At 69.6% G+C, this 15,667-nt stretch carries 17 protein-coding genes; 9 read left to right on the plus strand and 8 right to left on the minus strand.

Going from position 1 to position 15,667, the window contains the following annotated elements; translation table 11 throughout:
• Nucleotides 1-3: 3 nt before the first annotated feature.
• The 4 genes from ABCS02_RS12620 to dnaA all read right to left on the minus strand — a co-directional run bounded on the left by ABCS02_RS12620 (nucleotide 4) and on the right by dnaA (nucleotide 4,624).
• A complete protein-coding gene (locus ABCS02_RS12620) occupies nucleotides 4-492 on the minus strand; it encodes a DciA family protein (RefSeq protein WP_345835988.1) in 489 nt (162 codons plus the stop codon).
• On the minus strand, nucleotides 485-1,639 hold the full coding sequence (recF, locus tag ABCS02_RS12625; protein ID WP_345835989.1) for a DNA replication/repair protein RecF: 1,155 nt from the start codon (nucleotides 1,637-1,639) through the stop codon (nucleotides 485-487). Before recF ends, ABCS02_RS12620 begins: the two co-directional genes overlap by 8 nt.
• Before the next feature lie 39 nt (nucleotides 1,640-1,678).
• Entirely contained in the window at nucleotides 1,679-2,818 is a 1,140-nt protein-coding gene (dnaN, locus tag ABCS02_RS12630) for a DNA polymerase III subunit beta (protein ID WP_345835990.1), read from the minus strand.
• A gap of 396 nt (nucleotides 2,819-3,214) precedes the next feature.
• Nucleotides 3,215-4,624: a chromosomal replication initiator protein DnaA gene (dnaA, locus tag ABCS02_RS12635; protein WP_345835991.1), complete on the minus strand. Its 1,410-nt coding sequence runs from the start codon at nucleotides 4,622-4,624 to the stop codon at nucleotides 3,215-3,217.
• Nucleotides 4,625-4,922: 298 nt separating this feature from the next.
• Here dnaA and rpmH point away from each other — a divergent pair, with 298 nt between their 5' ends.
• The 9 genes from rpmH to ABCS02_RS12680 all read left to right on the plus strand — a co-directional run bounded on the left by rpmH (nucleotide 4,923) and on the right by ABCS02_RS12680 (nucleotide 10,430).
• Nucleotides 4,923-5,060, plus strand: coding sequence for a 50S ribosomal protein L34 (gene rpmH, locus ABCS02_RS12640; RefSeq protein WP_005054680.1), 138 nt, complete (start codon nucleotides 4,923-4,925; stop codon nucleotides 5,058-5,060).
• A gap of 9 nt (nucleotides 5,061-5,069) precedes the next feature.
• The gene (gene rnpA, locus ABCS02_RS12645) at nucleotides 5,070-5,405 is read left to right on the plus strand and encodes a ribonuclease P protein component (protein ID WP_345835992.1); all 336 of its coding nucleotides are present in this window, start codon (nucleotides 5,070-5,072) and stop codon (nucleotides 5,403-5,405) included.
• Nucleotides 5,402-5,758: a membrane protein insertion efficiency factor YidD gene (yidD, locus tag ABCS02_RS12650; RefSeq protein ID WP_345835993.1), complete on the plus strand. Its 357-nt coding sequence runs from the start codon at nucleotides 5,402-5,404 to the stop codon at nucleotides 5,756-5,758. The genes rnpA and yidD overlap by 4 nt, the downstream gene beginning before the upstream one ends.
• Nucleotides 5,759-5,761: 3 nt before the next feature.
• A complete protein-coding gene (gene yidC / locus ABCS02_RS12655) occupies nucleotides 5,762-6,850 on the plus strand; it encodes a membrane protein insertase YidC (RefSeq protein ID WP_345835994.1) in 1,089 nt (362 codons plus the stop codon).
• 15 nt (nucleotides 6,851-6,865) lie between these two features.
• The gene (locus ABCS02_RS12660) at nucleotides 6,866-7,366 is read left to right on the plus strand and encodes a R3H domain-containing nucleic acid-binding protein (protein WP_345835995.1); all 501 of its coding nucleotides are present in this window, start codon (nucleotides 6,866-6,868) and stop codon (nucleotides 7,364-7,366) included.
• 21 nt (nucleotides 7,367-7,387) lie between these two features.
• Nucleotides 7,388-8,026, plus strand: a complete 639-nt coding sequence (gene rsmG / locus ABCS02_RS12665) for a 16S rRNA (guanine(527)-N(7))-methyltransferase RsmG (protein ID WP_345835996.1) — start codon at nucleotides 7,388-7,390, stop codon at nucleotides 8,024-8,026.
• A 16-nt stretch (nucleotides 8,027-8,042) separates the two neighbouring features.
• Nucleotides 8,043-8,981 carry a ParA family protein gene (locus ABCS02_RS12670; RefSeq protein WP_345835997.1) on the plus strand — a complete coding sequence of 313 codons (939 nt, stop codon included), beginning with the start codon at nucleotides 8,043-8,045 and terminating at the stop codon, nucleotides 8,979-8,981.
• Nucleotides 8,981-9,904, plus strand: coding sequence for a ParB/RepB/Spo0J family partition protein (locus ABCS02_RS12675; RefSeq protein ID WP_345835998.1), 924 nt, complete (start codon nucleotides 8,981-8,983; stop codon nucleotides 9,902-9,904). The genes ABCS02_RS12670 and ABCS02_RS12675 overlap by 1 nt, the downstream gene beginning before the upstream one ends.
• 181 nt (nucleotides 9,905-10,085) lie before the next feature.
• A complete protein-coding gene (locus ABCS02_RS12680; RefSeq protein WP_345835999.1) occupies nucleotides 10,086-10,430 on the plus strand; it encodes a tryptophan synthase subunit alpha in 345 nt (114 codons plus the stop codon).
• A 7-nt stretch (nucleotides 10,431-10,437) separates the two neighbouring features.
• On the opposite strand, the gene trxA is transcribed toward ABCS02_RS12680, so the two are convergent.
• From trxA to ABCS02_RS12700, 4 genes are read right to left on the minus strand one after another with little or no spacing between them, the layout of a single operon-like run.
• Nucleotides 10,438-10,761: a thioredoxin gene (gene trxA, locus ABCS02_RS12685; protein ID WP_345836000.1), complete on the minus strand. Its 324-nt coding sequence runs from the start codon at nucleotides 10,759-10,761 to the stop codon at nucleotides 10,438-10,440.
• Nucleotides 10,762-10,819: 58 nt separating this feature from the next.
• Nucleotides 10,820-11,806 carry a thioredoxin-disulfide reductase gene (gene trxB, locus ABCS02_RS12690; RefSeq protein ID WP_345836001.1) on the minus strand — a complete coding sequence of 329 codons (987 nt, stop codon included), beginning with the start codon at nucleotides 11,804-11,806 and terminating at the stop codon, nucleotides 10,820-10,822.
• Between the two features lie 50 nt (nucleotides 11,807-11,856).
• Nucleotides 11,857-13,467, minus strand: coding sequence for a murein biosynthesis integral membrane protein MurJ (murJ, locus tag ABCS02_RS12695; protein WP_345836002.1), 1,611 nt, complete (start codon nucleotides 13,465-13,467; stop codon nucleotides 11,857-11,859).
• Nucleotides 13,464-15,602: a DUF6049 family protein gene (locus tag ABCS02_RS12700; protein WP_345836003.1), complete on the minus strand. Its 2,139-nt coding sequence runs from the start codon at nucleotides 15,600-15,602 to the stop codon at nucleotides 13,464-13,466. Before ABCS02_RS12700 ends, murJ begins: the two co-directional genes overlap by 4 nt.
• Nucleotides 15,603-15,667: the final 65 nt, after the last annotated feature.

Consider the following 15,667-nt stretch of genomic DNA (forward strand, 5'->3'; position numbering starts at 1 on the left):
TTCTCAGCCGTAGGTATCCCGCGGACCGCGGCCTGGAACCGTCCTGGGACCCCATTTCCACGAGGGGACGTCCGGTCCAATGAAACGGATGTCGGAAACGCCCGCTTCCGGGTATCGGCGGATGATCTCGGACAGCAGGTGCGCGCGAAGGCTCCGCAGCTGCGTCGCCCACGCCGTGGAGGTGCACTGCACCGTCAGCAGGCCGTCCGTGAACGCGATCGGGGTGGCGTTCCGCGCGGTGTCGGGGCCCGCGACCTCGGCCCAGCGGAGCACGACGTCCTCCCGCGCGAGCTGCGCGTCCCACCCCGACTCCCGGGTGAAGGCCGCGAGCACGTCGCCCACGCCGTGCGGATCGCGGCCCGGCGCGAACGGCGCGTCCTCGTCGTCCACCGGTCGGCGGCGCCGGCGGCGCTGCGCGCCCGCGGAAGGCTGCAGGCCGCGCAAGCGGAGATAAGTCGCGACCGTCTCGGGCAGACCGTCCGGCTCAGGCATCCGCCGGCTCCCGGATCGTGCCGGCCTCGATCCGCACCGTGCGCGCGCGGAGCGCGACCGGGACGTCCTCCTCCACGGCCGCCGTGACGATCGTCTGCTCGTACGAGCCCGCCACTTCCGCGAGGCGCACGCGGCGATCGGCGTCGAGTTCGGCGAACACGTCGTCCAGCACCAGCACCGGGTCTCCGAGGGTCGACTGCGCTCGGAGCAGCTCCGCGGAGGCGAGTCGCAGAGCTAGCGCGGTCGACCACGACTCCCCATGCGACGCGTACCCGCGGACCGGGAGGCCCTTGATGCGCACGACGAGATCGTCGCGGTGGGGACCGACGAGCGTCACCCCCCGCTCGAGCTCGGCGGTGCGCGCCGCGGCGAGCGCCGCGCGGAACTGGTCCGCCGCGGGAGCTGCGGTCCCCTCGGGCGCGCTCGCCGGATCGGCCTCGGGATCGGCGCTGCGGATCGAGAGCGCCCAGTCGAGACGCGGGTCGTGGTCGGCCCCGGCGATCGAAGCGTACGCGTGGGCGAGCGGCCGGGAGAGCTCGTCCGTCAACCGGATCCGCGCCTCGAGGATTTCGGTGCCGAGCGCGCAGAGCTTGTCGTCCCAGACGTCGAGCGTGGCGAGCGCGTCACCGCGGACACCGCGCGCGCGCGCCGACTTCAGGAGCGCGTTGCGCTGCCGGAGCACGCGGTCGTAGTCCGCGAGCACTCCGGCGAGCCGCGGCGAGCGCTGGACGAGGAGCGTGTCCGCGAAGCGTCGGCGCGCGGACGGGTCGCCGCGGACGATCTGCAGATCCTCGGGCGCGAACAGCACGACCTGCGCGTAGCGGGCGAGTTCCGCGGTCTTGATGGCGGCGCCGTTCACCCGGGCGCGGTTGGCGCCCTGCTTGTTGATCTGCACCTCGAGCTGCACACGGCGATCGCCGTGGGCGAGGCGCGCGCGGACGATCGCGGCATCGGCGCCCTCGCGCACGAGCGGAGCATCCGTCGAGACGCGGTGGGAACCGACGGCGGACAGGTACACGATCGCCTCGGCGAGATTTGTCTTCCCCTGTCCGTTGCGACCCACGAGGACCGTCGGACCGGCTCCGAACGAGACGTCGGCACGCATGTAGTTGCGGAAGTCCGCGAGACTCACCTGCTCGACGATCACGCGACCACCCTAACCGCGGCCTCCCCCAACGGGGCGGCGTCAGCGCAGGAGCAGGTTCGGCTGCAGGAGGTAGCGGAACGAATCCTCGCCGGAGCGGTCCACCGAGGTCTGCGGCGTCACCAGAACCGGGCTGAGCTTGTTCGCGTTGTCGCTCGAGGTGAACGTGATGCGCGTGAACTCGCTGCGCACCGCCGACAGGGCCTCGAGGAGATACTGCGGGTTGAGCCCGAGCGTGACGTCCTCGCCGGTGAGCGTCGCGTCGACGGATTCGGACGCCCGCGCCTGCTCCGTGCCGGAGGCATCCATCGACACACCCTCGCCCGTGAACGTGAAACGGAGCGGCGCCGAACGGTCGAGCACGAGGGCGACACGACGCACCGCCTCGGTGAGCTCGGCGGTGTTGACGACGGCGTGGTGTTGCGTCTCCTCCGGGAACAGGCGACGGACAGGCGGGAAGTTGCCCTTGATGAGGAGCGAGGTCACCGTCTTGTTGCCCGAGGTGAAGGCGATGATCTCGCGGTCACCGGAGCCAGTGAACGCGATCGAGATGTTGCCGCCGTGCGAGAAGGTCTTGCCGACCTCCTGCAGCGTGCGCGCCGGGACGAGTGCGGTCGCGCTGTCGACGTCCGCGCCGTCCCACGGGATCTCGCGGAGCGCCACACGGTAGCGGTCGGTCGCGACGAGGCTCAGACGCGTGCCGCTCACCTCGAGCTGGACACCGGTGAGGACCGGCGTGACGTCGTCGCGGGAGGCCGCGAAGGCCACCTGGGCGATCGCGGTCGCGAAGTCCTCGGCCGGGACGAGGCCGGCGTCGCCGTCGACCTCGGGGATCGCGGGATATTCCTGCACCGGCATCGACGCGAGCGTGAAGCGGGCCGACCCGCAGCTGAGCACGATGCCGTCGTCATCGACGACGACCTGAACCGGCGCGTTGGGGAGCCGGCTCGCGATGTCGGACAGCAAACGACCATGCACCAGGATCGTGCCGGCCTCGTCGACGGTCGCCTCGATCGTCGTGCGCGCGGATGCCTCGTAGTCGAAGGCCGCGAGCGAGAGTCCGTTGTCGTCCGCCGTGATGAGCACGCCCGCGAGGATCGGCTGAGGGTTGCGCTGCGGCAGGAGCTTCACGACGAAGGACACAGCCTCGCTGAACACATCGCGATTGACGTGGAACTTCACGGGCTCTCCCTGGTCGTCGGGCTGGGCTCTCCCATGCTAGTCCCCGGCGCGTGTCCGACCGGAAGCATCCATTCCCTCCCGGGAAGGTGATCGAATCACTTTCTCAATGGGAGATCTCTGTCATCTTCTTAACCGCTGTGGAAACTGGGGATAACGAGCGCGTCGCCCGTCGTCTGTTGGGAACTACAACGGTGTGAGATGTGGAGCGGCTGCGGATGGGTCCTCGAAGTCCGGTCGCCTCGGCGCGCGGTCCGACGTGGAGATCGACGGGCTGCACAGCCTTGTCCTCAGCGGACGCGGGTTATCCACAAGTTATCCACAATGTGAAAAACAGATGATGGCGGCATCCGCGGGGCCCTGTCAAGAAGGATTTCCCGCGGATGTCGGCGAAAGACGTCAGCGGGTGGTGCGGCCGAGCTGAGAGGTGATCTCGGAGACCTGGTTGTAGATGGAGCGACGCTCCTTCATGAGGTCGCTGATCTTCTTGTAGGCGTACATCACGGTGGTGTGATCGCGGTTGCCGAAGAGCTGACCGATCTTCGGCAACGAGAGGCTCGTCCGCTCGCGGCATAGGTACATCGCGATCTGCCGTGCTGTGGCGACCGCCTGCGACCGGCTCGATCCGTAGAGGTCGTCGACCGACAGCTTGAAGTACGCGGCGGTGGCCGTGATGATGTCCGTCGGCGAGATGACGTTGGCATCGTCCTGATCCACGATGTCGCGGAGCACCGTCTGCGCGAGCGACATGTCGAGGGACGAGCGGTTGAGGCTCGCGAACGCCGATACCCGGATGAGCGCGCCCTCGAGCTCGCGGATGTTCGACGAGACCACCGTGGCGATGTACTCGAGCACCTCGTCCGGGATCTGCATCCGCTCGCTCTGTGCCTTTTTGCGGAGGATCGCGATGCGCGTCTCGAGGTCGGGCGCCTGCACGTCGGTGATGAGGCCCCACTCGAACCGGCTGCGCATGCGGTCCTCGAACCCGGTGAGGTGCTTCGGCGGCACGTCGCTCGTGATCACGACCTGCTTGTCGTGATCGTGCAGCGTGTTGAACGTGTGGAAGAAGGCCTCCTGCGTCTCCGCGCGGCCCTGGAGGAACTGGATGTCGTCGATCAACAGGATGTCGACGTCGCGGTAGCGCGCCTGGAACGCGGCGCCGCGGTTGTTCGCGATCGAGTTGATGAAGTCGTTCGTGAACTCCTCGCTCGACACGTAGCGGACGCGGATGCCGGTGTAGAGGCTGAGCGCGTAGTCGCCGATCGCATGGAGGAGGTGCGTCTTACCGAGGCCGGAGTCGCCGTAGATGAAGAGCGGGTTGTAGGCCTTCGCCGGCGCCTCGGCCACGGCGACCGCCGCGGCGTGGGCGAACCGGTTGGACTGCCCGATGACGAAGTTGTCGAACGTGTACTTCGGGTTGAGGCGTGTGTCGATGCGCGTCGGCGCGGGTGCGACCTCGATCGGATCCGGATCGACGGACGGCGCGGGCGCCGCCGCGGGCTGTACGGCGATCGGGATAGTCAGGGGCGTGTCGGCGAGATCGGGATTGACGACGACGCGGAACGTCGCGATCGCGGGGTCGCTGTCGACGTGCGCGAGGGCCTCCATGATCGAGGCCCGCATGCGCTTGTTGATCTGGGCAGCGGTCAGGTCATTCGGCACGTCGAGGTAGAGCGTTCCGCTCATGACGCCCTGGGGTACCGCGAGGTTCAGGAAGCCCTGCAGTTGGGGCGTGATGCGGTCGTCGGCGGTGAGGATGTCGAGCACGTCGGCCCAGACCGGGACGTCTGGGGTTTCGTGCGAAGTCATCGTGCTCCCGGTCGTGCTCGAAGGTCGCCGAGCGGTGGATGCCGGCCCCTGTGGATAACTGCCCGAGTCACGCTAGTGAGCGCGTGCTTCCAGGGCAACCTCCACTGTAGGGGCCGTAGCGTGTCACTTCCACGGTGCCGAGTGGCACCGGTGGATAATGCCCGCCGCGCATCCGGTTTGAGATATCGGGATGCTCGTCGTAGCCTTAATCGGTTGACTTGTGCCTTCGCGGCAATTGTCCCGTCGTCCCGTCCCCGGATCCGTCATCTCCGGAGACTCCTGATCCGGAGTGATCTTCATGAGCAAGCGTACTTTCCAGCCGAACAACCGCCGTCGCGCCAAGAAGCACGGCTTCCGCGCCCGCATGCGCACGCGCGCGGGCCGTAGCATCCTCTCCGCTCGTCGCGCCAAGGGGCGCACCGAGCTCTCGGCCTGATCTGACCCCGTGCTCCCGAAGCCGAACCGCATCACCGACGGCACGGACTACAGGGCCGTCGTACGTCGCGGTGCGCGGTGCTCGGGAGCGAACACGGTCGTCTACGTCCTGAGCTCCGACGATGAGCGAGCCGCGCGCTTCGGGTTCATCGTCGCGAAGAACGTCGGCAACGCGGTGCGGCGGAACGCGGTGCGGCGCCGGCTCAAGGCGGTCTGCGCCGGCGCGTTGCCGGGCGTCCGCGCGGGCAGCGACATCGTGATCCGCGCGCTGCCGGCCTCGGCCTCGGCATCCTTCCCCGCGCTGCGCGCGGAGGTCGAGCGCTGTCTCGAGCGGAGGGCCTCATGAGCACGTCGACGCTCCCCTCCTACGCGCTCGGTCACGGACACCTCGCGGGCTCGTCCGTGCTCGCGGCCATTCCGCTGCTTCCGCGGAACGCGCTCCTGGCGCTCCTCCACGGCTACCGCGCCACGATCTCGCACACCTATGGCGACGTCTGCAAGTACTACCCGTCCTGCTCGGCCTACGCGGTCGGCGCGGTCCAGCAGCACGGGGCGGTGAAGGGCGCGGTCCTCGCAGCCCTCCGTCTCGCGCGCTGCCACCCGTGGGCCGTGGGCGGTATCGACGACGTTCCGCCGCACGCGCACTTCCGTCACGACCTGACCCCGCACGGTTTCGTCGTGCCTTCCCGAAAGGACTGATCCGTGCCGGACATCATCGGTACCATCCTCTGGCCGCTGAAGTGGCTGGTCGAGCTCGTGCTCGTCAGCTGGCACGGGCTGTTCTCGTTCCTCGGACTCCCGCCGAGCGAGGGCATCACGTGGGTGCTCGCGATCGTCGGCCTCGTGGTCGTGGTGCGCGCCGCGATGATCCCGCTGTTCGTGAGGCAGATCAAGAGCCAGCGCAAGATGATGGAGATCGCGCCCGAGCTCAAGAAGGTCCAGGAGAAGTACCGCGGCAAACGAGATCAGTTGTCGCGCGAGGCGATGAGCCGCGAGACGATGGCGCTCTATAAGAAGCACGGCACTTCGCCGGTCTCGAGCTGTATCCCTCTGCTCGTGCAGATGCCGGTGTTCTTCTCGCTCTACTCCGTGCTGAACGATGTCGCGAAGCACGCCCAGAGCGGCGTCGGCGGAGTTGGCCTCCTGAACGCAGATCTGACGACCTCCTTCTACAACGCGAAGCTCTTCGGTGTCGCGTCCTTGCACGACACGCTCGTCGGGTCGATCCAGAACCAGCAGCCCGGCTGGCAGGCGACCGTCGCGATCCTCATCGTGCTCGTGGTGCTGATGATCTCGTCGCAGTTCTACACCCAGCTGCAGATCATCTCGAAGAACCTCTCCCCCGAGGCCAAGACCGGCCAGGCCTACCAGATGCAGCGCATCATGCTGTTCATCCTCCCGCTCGGCTTCGTGTTCTCGGGTGTCTTCTTCCCGCTCGGCGTCGTCATCTACTGGTTCGTCAGCAACATCTGGACCGGCGTGCAGCAGTTCATCGTCATCCGCGAGATGCCGACTCCAGGGTCGGAGGCAGCCAAGGCCCGGGAGGAACGACTGGCGCGGCGCGGTAAGGCGATCGACGCGAAGGGCCGCGTGGTCGCCGTGGAAAAGTACGAGGCCGAACAGGAGCGCCTCTACGAGGAGGCGGAACGGCAGAAGGCCGCCGCCCCGAAGCGCCAGCAGCCCATGAGCAAGCAGCGGGCGAAGCGCCAGGGCCAGGGTCGCGGCGGCTCGCAGCCGCAGTCCACGAAACCGTCGTCGGACGGCGCCTCCGCGTCGTCGGATGCGAACTGAGCGACAGGAACCGAGATGAGCACGACGCCGGAGCAGAACACCATCGAGCCCGTCGAGACCCTGTCGGATCTCGAGCGGCAGGGCGACATCGCCGCAGACTTCCTCGAGGGGCTGCTGGACATCGCCGACATCGACGGCGACCTCGCCCTCGATGTGCGGAACGAACGACCCTACGTGTCGGTGGAGTCGGGTGACGGATCCCTGCGCACGCTGGCAGACCCGGACACCGTGCAGGCTCTGCAGGAGCTGACGCGGCTCGCGGTCCAGGTGAAGGTGGGGCGCCCGTCGCGCGTCATCCTCGATGTCAGCGGCTCGCGCGACGCGCGTCAACAGGAGCTCGCTGATCTCGTGGATCGCGCCATCGTCCGTCTCGACGAGGGTGCGTCGCAGGCGTCGCTCCCCGCGATGTCGAGCTACGAGCGCAAGCTCGTGCACGACCTGGTGTCCGAGCGTGGGTACGTCTCCGAGTCCTACGGCGAGGGCGCGGACCGGCACACCGTTATCCGTCGCGCGTGAGATGTTTCACGTGAAACATCGATGACCGTCGCAGAACTGGAGCCCGAGCCGCCCGCCGCGGAGGTGGTCTTCGGAGATCGACTGCCGCTTGCACGGCGATTCACGCGATCCCTTGCTGAGGAAGGCGAAGCTCGGGGCCTGATCGGCCCGCTGGAACTTCCCCGGCTCTGGACCCGGCACATCCTCAACAGCGCGGTCGTCGCGCCGCTCTTCTCCGGTCGCGTCGGCGACGTCGGATCCGGCGCCGGTCTCCCCGGCATCCCGCTGGCGATCGCGCGGCCGGATGTCGAGTGGGTCCTCATCGAGCCGATGGAGCGACGCACCACGTGGCTGCGCGAGCAGGCGGGAGCGCTCGGGCTCGATAACGTGGAGGTCGTGCGTGGTCGTGCGGAGGACTGGTCGGAGGGGCCGGTGCTGGATGCCGTGACCGCGCGGGCGGTGAGCGCACTCAAAGGTCTTCTTCCCGTGGTGGCACCGCTCGTGCGTGACGGCGGTGAGCTCGTGCTGCTCAAGGGAGCGAGTGCGCCCGCGGAGGTTGACGCGGCGCGCAAGCAAATTCGCGCACTCGGGCTGACGGACGTTCGCGTCGAGACGATCGGCGACGTCCTGGAGCAGCCCACGACTCTCGTCCGCGCCACGGTCCACCACGACGCGATCTGACCGATCCCCGAGGAGAGTGTTTCACGTGAAACATCCGGAGTCCCCGACGGCCACCGGCTTCTACGACGACACCCCGCTCGCGCGCGAGCTGGCCGACCTCGTATCACGGCGGCGCGCCCTGGAGACCGCGGATGTCGTGCTGCCGGAGGGGACGCGGATCATCACGATCTCCAACCAGAAGGGCGGCGTCGGAAAGACGACGACGACGGTGAACTTCGCTGCGGCTCTCGCGTCGGTGGGAGCACGCGTGCTCGTGATCGACCTGGATCCGCAGGGGAATGCGTCGACAGCCCTCGGCATCCCGCACTCGGCGGACACCCCGAGCGTCTACGACGTCATCATCGAGGGGGCCCCGCTCGACGGGGTCGTCCAGCAGAGCCCGGAGTCGAAGAAGCTCACGTGCGCGCCCAGCACGATCCACCTCGCCGGAGCGGAGATCGAGCTCGTGTCGCAGGTCGCGCGCGAGCACCGGCTCCGCACCGCGATTGAGGCCTACCTCGACACCGTCGAGAAGAAGCCGCACTTCGTGCTCATCGACTGCCCGCCGTCGCTGGGTCTTCTGACGATCAACGCGTTCACCGCCGCGCACGAGGTGCTCATCCCGATCCAGTGCGAGTACTACGCGCTGGAGGGGCTCAGCCAGCTGCTCGGCAGTGTCGGCATGATCCAGACGCACCTCAACCCCTCGCTGCGGGTGTCGACGATCGTCCTGACGATGTACGACGGGCGGACCAGGCTGTCGCAGCAGGTGGCGGAGGAGGTGCGGAGTCATTTCCCCGGCGAGGTCCTCGACACCGTCATCCCGCGATCCGTCCGAGTGTCGGAGGCGCCGAGCTTCGGACAGACCGTGATCGCTTACGATGGGCAGTCGGCGGGCGCCGTGGCGTACCGCGAGGCGGCGGTCGAGCTGCTCCGTCGGGGAGCGCAGCCTGCCGCGACGGATCGGAGAGATTGATGGCGAAGCGGACAGGCCTGGGGCGCGGGATCGGCGCCCTCATCCCGACGACGGAGGCGACCCAGACGCGCCCCGTCGATGTCTTCTTCCCCGAGTCCCCCTCCGAGACCGACCTCGTCGAGGTCCCCGGCGCCCGGCTCGTGCAGCTGGATCCGCACACGATCGTGCCGAACCCGCGGCAGCCGCGGTCGATCTTCGACGCGGACGAGCTGACGGAGCTCGTGCACAGCGTGCGCGAGTTCGGCGTCTTGCAGCCGGTCGTGGTGCGGCAGCTCTCCGACGGCACGCACGAGCTCATCATGGGCGAGCGCCGCACGCGCGCGGCGCGCGAGGCCGGGCTCGCCACGATCCCCGCGATCGTGCGCGACACCGCCGACGAGGACCTGCTCCGCGACGCGCTGCTGGAGAACCTGCACCGTTCGCAGCTGAATCCCTTGGAGGAGGCATCCGCGTATCAGCAGCTCCTCGAGGACTTCGGCATCACGCAGGAGCAGCTCGCGACGCGTATCGGACGGTCGCGTCCGCAGATCTCGAACACCATCCGGCTGCTGCGGCTGCCGGTCCCTGTGCAGCAGCGCGTGGCGGCGGGAGTTCTCAGCGCCGGCCACGCCCGAGCGCTGCTGTCCCTCGACGACATCGAGGAGATGCAGCGCCTCGCGGACAAGATCGTGAACGAGGAGCTGTCGGTCCGGCAGGCGGAGGCGGCGGTGAAGGCCGCGCCGACGCGTCGCGTCGCGCCGAAGGCGGGGGTACGCCGCGGTCACCTGGACGAGATCGCGCAGCGACTCGGAGACCGCCTCAACACCCGCGTCCGCGTGTCCCTCAGCGCGAAAAAAGGCCAGATCAGCATAGATTTTGCGACGATTGATGACCTGAATCGCATCCTCGCCGATCTCGGCGAGGATGGCTTCGGCGCCGCCTGACCCGCGCCATCCGCTCCCCGCCGCGTCGTTTCGAGCGGAGGAGATGTGACGAGCGGAGGGTCAGATCGCGCGGATCCATCCTCCCTTGGCTCCATCTCCTCCGCTCGTCGCGGGCGGGAGGGGAGGGAGGATACGGGGGCGGGACGACCCCTTCCGGTGTGGAAGCTCTTAGGCTGGATCGGTGACCTCGGACTACGTACCCCGCCGCCGCGCCAGCCTCGAGCTGCTGCGGGCCGAGGCGTCGGACGAGCTCGCCGCCCTCATCGCGGAGCGCCTCCGCGAGGGCGAGGATCCGTGGGACTTCATGGAGGATCTGCCCTCCGTCGACGAGCTCGTCGTGTTCCTGCTACGGGCGGAGAACATCGCGGCGAACGGCGGGGTGCGGCCGACCGCCGCGCGGCACTACCGCGTGCTGCGCCAGATCGCGCTCGACTACCCGCCGCTCACGCGCGCGGTGTGGAGACTCCTCGGAGACGCGAACACGCACCGACGGTGGGATGCCGTGGTGCGTGTCGACGGGGTGTGAGCGAGGCTCAGCCGAGGTAGGGCGCGAGGTCCTGCTCGAGGGCGAACTTCGGCTTGGCGCCGATGATCGTGGTCGTGACCTCGCCCTTCTGGAAGACCTTCATTGCCGGGATCGACGTGATCTGGTACTTCATCGCGAGCTGCGGGTTCTCGTCGACGTTGAGCTTCAGGATCGTGATCTTGCCGGGGTTCTCGGTCTGGATCTCGTCGAGGATCGGCGCGACCATCCGGCACGGCCCGCACCAGGCGGCCCAGAAGTCGACGAGGACCGGCCCCTCCGCGTTGAGGACGTCCTCATCCCAGGTGCTCTCGCTGGTGGCCTTGGCGGTCATGGTTTCTCCTTAGAAGATTGTCTTCGTTCCGTAACGCGGGGCTGCCGCGCAATGTTCCTCAGATCGCGGCAGCCTCGGCGAGGCCCTGGATCTGGTCGGTGTCCGGAGCGGGCTCGCCCGCGTCGTCGAGCGCGGCCAGGTAGTGCTCGGCGTCGAGGGCCGCCGCCGCACCGCTGCCGGCCGCGGTGATCGCCTGCCGGTAGGTGGGGTCGATGACGTCGCCGGCCGCGAACACCCCGGGGATCGAGGTCCGCGACGAGCGGCCCTCGACCTGCACCGTGCCCTCCGAGGTGAGCTGCAGCTGGTCGTGCACGAGGTGCGTGCGCGGGTCGTTCCCGATCGCGACGAACAGCCCGTCGAGCGGGAGCTCGCGCGTCGATCCGTCGATCGTCGAGCGCACGACGACGCCCGTGACCGCGTCACCGCCGAGGATCTCCGCGATCTCGCTGTTCCAGACGAACTCGATCTTCTCGTTCGCCTCGGCGCGGGCCTGCATGATCTTCGAGGCGCGCAGCTCGCCGCGGCGGTGGATGACGTAGACCTTCGAGGCGAACTTCGTGAGGAAGGTCGCCTCCTCCATCGCCGAGTCGCCGCCCCCGGCGACCGCGATCACGCGATCGCGGAAGAAGAAGCCGTCGCATGTCGCGCACCACGAGACGCCGCGGCCGGCCAGGCGCTCCTCGCCGTCGACGCCGAGCTTGCGGTACGCGGAGCCCGTCGCGAAGATGACCGCTTCGGCCTCCTCCACGGTGCCGCTGCCCAGGGTGACGCGCTTGACCGGCCCGTCCAGCTCGAGCGCGGTGACGTCGTCGTACCGGATCTCGGCGCCGAAGCGCTCGGCCTGCTCCTGCATCTTCGTCATGAGGTCGGGGCCCATGACCGCCTCGGGGAAGCCCGGGAAGTTCTCCACCTCGGTGGTGTTCATGAGCTCTCCGCCGGCCTCCACCGAACTCGCGATGACGAGCGGTGAGAGGTTTGCACGAGCCGCGTAGATGGCCGCCGTGTAGCCGGCAGGCCCCGATCCGATCACGATGAGCTGACGCATCGCACCCTTCCTTGTGGTCCCGAATGGCTGAAACACATGGTATCCGTGCCCTATTCCCCCGCTCCGCGGCGCAGCCGGCGGCGCACGAGGTCCACGGCCGGCCGCAACTCGGGCGAGCGCAGGAGCCACAGGAACACGACGTAGACCGCCACGCAGACGATCCCGATGACGGCGGCGCCGAGCGCACCGAGGATCTTGTCGGACGCCATCCATCCGGCGTCCGCTCCGAACAGGAGGTACACGCCCCAGCCGACGAAGCCCGCCGGCACGGCCGCGATCGCGTAGCGCACGAGCGACCGCATCCATAGCCCGACGCCGGTGCGGCCCAGTCGCCGCTCGAGGAGCCACGTCGCGACGATGACCTGCACGATCGTCGCGACCGACTGGGCGAGCGCGACGGCCGCGGCCAGGTGGTCGACATCGACGAAGGCGCCGACCGCGTAGGTGAGCGCGACCACGATGATCGTCTGCAGCAGCGTGAAGAAGAACGGCGTGCGCGTGTCGTCGTAGGCGTAGAACGTGCGCTGCACGACGAACAGAACCGCGAGCGGCACGAGGCTCACGAGGTAGCAGAGGAGCACGCCCGCCGCGGCGCTCGCGCTCTCGGCGGAGTCGGTGAAGATCCGCGAGGCCGGGATCGCCGCCGCGGCCAGACCGGCGGTGGCGACCATGACGAACAGCCCCAGGATGCGGATGCTGCTGACCAGGTCGCGCCGCACGTCGTCGTCGCGTCCGGCCGCGGCGTGCTCGCTCAGGCGCGTGAAGTACGGGGTGCCGATGGAGAGCACGATGATCGAGTACGGCAGCATGAACAGGAGCCACGCATTCTGGCTCGCGAAGATCGCGGGACCGAAGCCGGAGGCCGCGGACAGCACGCGCGACTGCACGAGCCCGGCGAGCTGCCCCGCGAGCACCATGAGGAACGTCCAGCCGGCGAGCCGGCCGACCTGGCCGAGCCCGACGCCGCGCCAGCGGAAGTCCGGACGCACGTGCAGACCGGTCCGCCGCCAGTACACCAGCAGGATCGCGGCCTGCGCGACGATCCCGAGCGTCGCCGTGCCACCCAGCAGCGCGACCATCGCGGGCGTCCATCCGGTGACGATCTCGACCGGGCTGCCGAACAGCACGATGAAGGCGCCGAAGCCCACGATCGAGACGACGTTGTTGACGATCGGCGCCCACGTGAACGGGCCGAAGATACTGCGCGCGTTGAGGGCCTCGCCGATGAGGGCGTAGAGGCCGTAGAAGAAGATCTGCGGCAGGCACCAGTACGCGAACGCGATCGCGAGGGCGAGCTGCGCCTCGGTGAAGTCCGGGCCGTAGAGCGTCACGAGCCACGGCGCGATGAGCATCGCGATCGCCGTCGTCGCGAGGAGCACGACCGTGCCGAGGGTGAACAGCTTCGAGACGAACGCGCGGCCCTGGTCGGCATCCCTGCTCGCCTTGACGATCTGCGGCACGAGGACGGCCGTGAGGATGCCGGTGGAGATGATCGCGAAGATGTTGTTCGGCAGCTGGTTCGCGGTCGCGAAGGCGTCGCCCGCCCGGCTCTGCACGGATCCGACCGCCGAGACGAGCACGACCGTGCGGAGGAACCCAGTCACGCGGGACACGATCGTGCCCGCCCCGATGACGACGCTCGCGCGGCCGATGCTGCTCACGGGGCGGGGTCCTCTCCGGCGGGGTCTGCGGCCTCGCGGGCGCGACGGCGACGGCGCAGGACCGTCCGCACGACGCCGAGGACGAGGAGCACCGCCACGATCGCCGCGAGGATGACGATGCCGATGCTCTCCCAGTCGGCGCGAACCGTCACCGAGACGGCCGTCGGGGTGCCGATCGCTTCGCCGCTCGGGCTCTTGAGCGCGAGGCGCAGTCCGACCTCGCCGCTGCCCACCCGCGACGTGACGGGCACCTCGGCGGGGGTGTTGCTCGAGGCCTCGATCCGCACGGTGGTGGCGCGCTGCACGTCGAGCCGCAGATCCTCGGGCTCGGCGCGCAGGACCACGTTGACCGGATACGGGAGGTCGTTGCGCAGCCACACGCGCAGGCCGGTGTCGGCGCTGAGGAGCGTAATGGTGGTCGGCGGGACGATGCTCACCGACGCCACGGTCGTCGCCACTTGGTCGCGATGCCCGGCGAGGGCGGTGTCCCATGTCGAACCGGCGCCCATCCAGGACACGCCGAGCAGCTGCAGGTCGGTCGCCCGCTCGGGTCCGGTGAGCAGCGTCGGGTCGTCGAGGACCGTCGCGAAGCGGGCGACGCGGTCCGCGCCCGCGAGCAGCGTGCCCGCGGCGTCGACGCGGCTCTGGTCGATCGCGGCGTTCGTGATGGACATCGGCGCCGAGGTCGCCGCCGCGAGCGCGGGCAGCGTCGCGGGCGTTGTGCCCGGGATGCTCGCAACATCCGCGATCGCGGCGCGCAGCGCCGTCTGCGACACCCCGGCATCCGTCGCCGCGCGGTCGATGACGGCGAGGACGGGTCCGCCACCGGCGGTGGCCAGCACGCCGTAGGCGGTCGCGGCGGCGAGGGAGGAGGCGCGGGCGACGGCGTCGGTCTCGGCTGCCGCGGTCGTGAGCGCGGCGGACAGGTCGGAGTCGTACACGAGGAGCTCGGCGCCGTCGGCGGTGCCCCGCACCGGGATCGCCGGAGCCGCCGCGACGGAGGTGGTCCCCGACGGGACGAGGGTGAGGGCCGGGGTGGTCGCCGTGCCCAGCGCCCCGAGTTTGGCGACGACGTCGGGCGTCGCGGATCCGCTCGGCGGCCAGTAGACCGCGTCGCGCGAGGTGTCGAGCGCGAGCAGGTCGTCGGTGGACGGGAGGGATGTCGTCGATCGGGGCGTCGCGGCCGGGGCGGGGGTCGCCGCGGGGGCCGGGGTCGCGACCGTGGCGGCGGACACGAAGTTCGCGGCGGAGAGATAGCTCGCGAACGACGTGGGCTGGAGCGGGGCGGAGAGTCCCGCGGCGATCTGCGTGGTGACGTCCGCATCCCCGAACTGGAGGGTGAAGCGGGTGTTGGGAAGGGCTTGGAGGCGCGTGAGCCAGGCCGTCGCGGAGGCTGGCGCCGCGGTACCGAGCGCGCGGATCGACGCGGCGATCGCGGGATCCAGCGCGAGGATCGCGGTCGTGCCGTCCACCGCGCCGAGGAGAGAGGTGAGCGCGCCGCCGTCGGCCGTGAGGGCGCCAAGGTCGGCCGCGGTGAGCAGTCCGGTCGCGACGCGTCCGGCGGTGATCGGGACGACGACGCCGACCGGCGCGATGCCGCCCACCGCGGGGATGACCACGGCGCTGCGGGCCGTGAGCGTACCCCCGGCGAGCGGCAGTGTCGCCTCGAGCGGGTAGACACCCGGCGTCCGTCCGGCGAGGGCGGGATCATCCGCCGCGAGGACGATCGGTGCCGAGACGTTCGCGCCCGAGGCGGTGACGGGCAGGCTCGCGGCCCCGAAGGGTGACATCGCCGGGGCGGCACCCGTGCCGGAGAGCCACGCGGTGAGGCCCGCGCGGTCGGTGATCGCGGGGCCGATCGCGAGGCTCGCGGATCCGCCGGCCACGGCCTCCGGCGTCCCGTTCTCGACCTCCACCGTCGCGACGAACGGCTGGCCCGCGGGGAGGATGCCCCCGGTCGGAGGCGCGAGACGGAACGCGACCCGGCCGCTGAGGGCGGATGCCGAGGGCGTCGGTGTCGGGGTGGCCGCGGACGTGGGTGCGGGGACGAGCAGCACCGCGAACACGAGAAGGGCGGCGAGTAGCGCACCCCATCGCGTTCGCGCGGACGGTCCCGGCGCGACGTTCAGGGTCATGTATCAGCGGCTTCCCGTGCGAATCCTGCCCGCACGATCTGCAGCGATTGTACGGTGCGGCTCGT

This window comes from Microbacterium sp. X-17 (genome assembly GCF_039615055.1).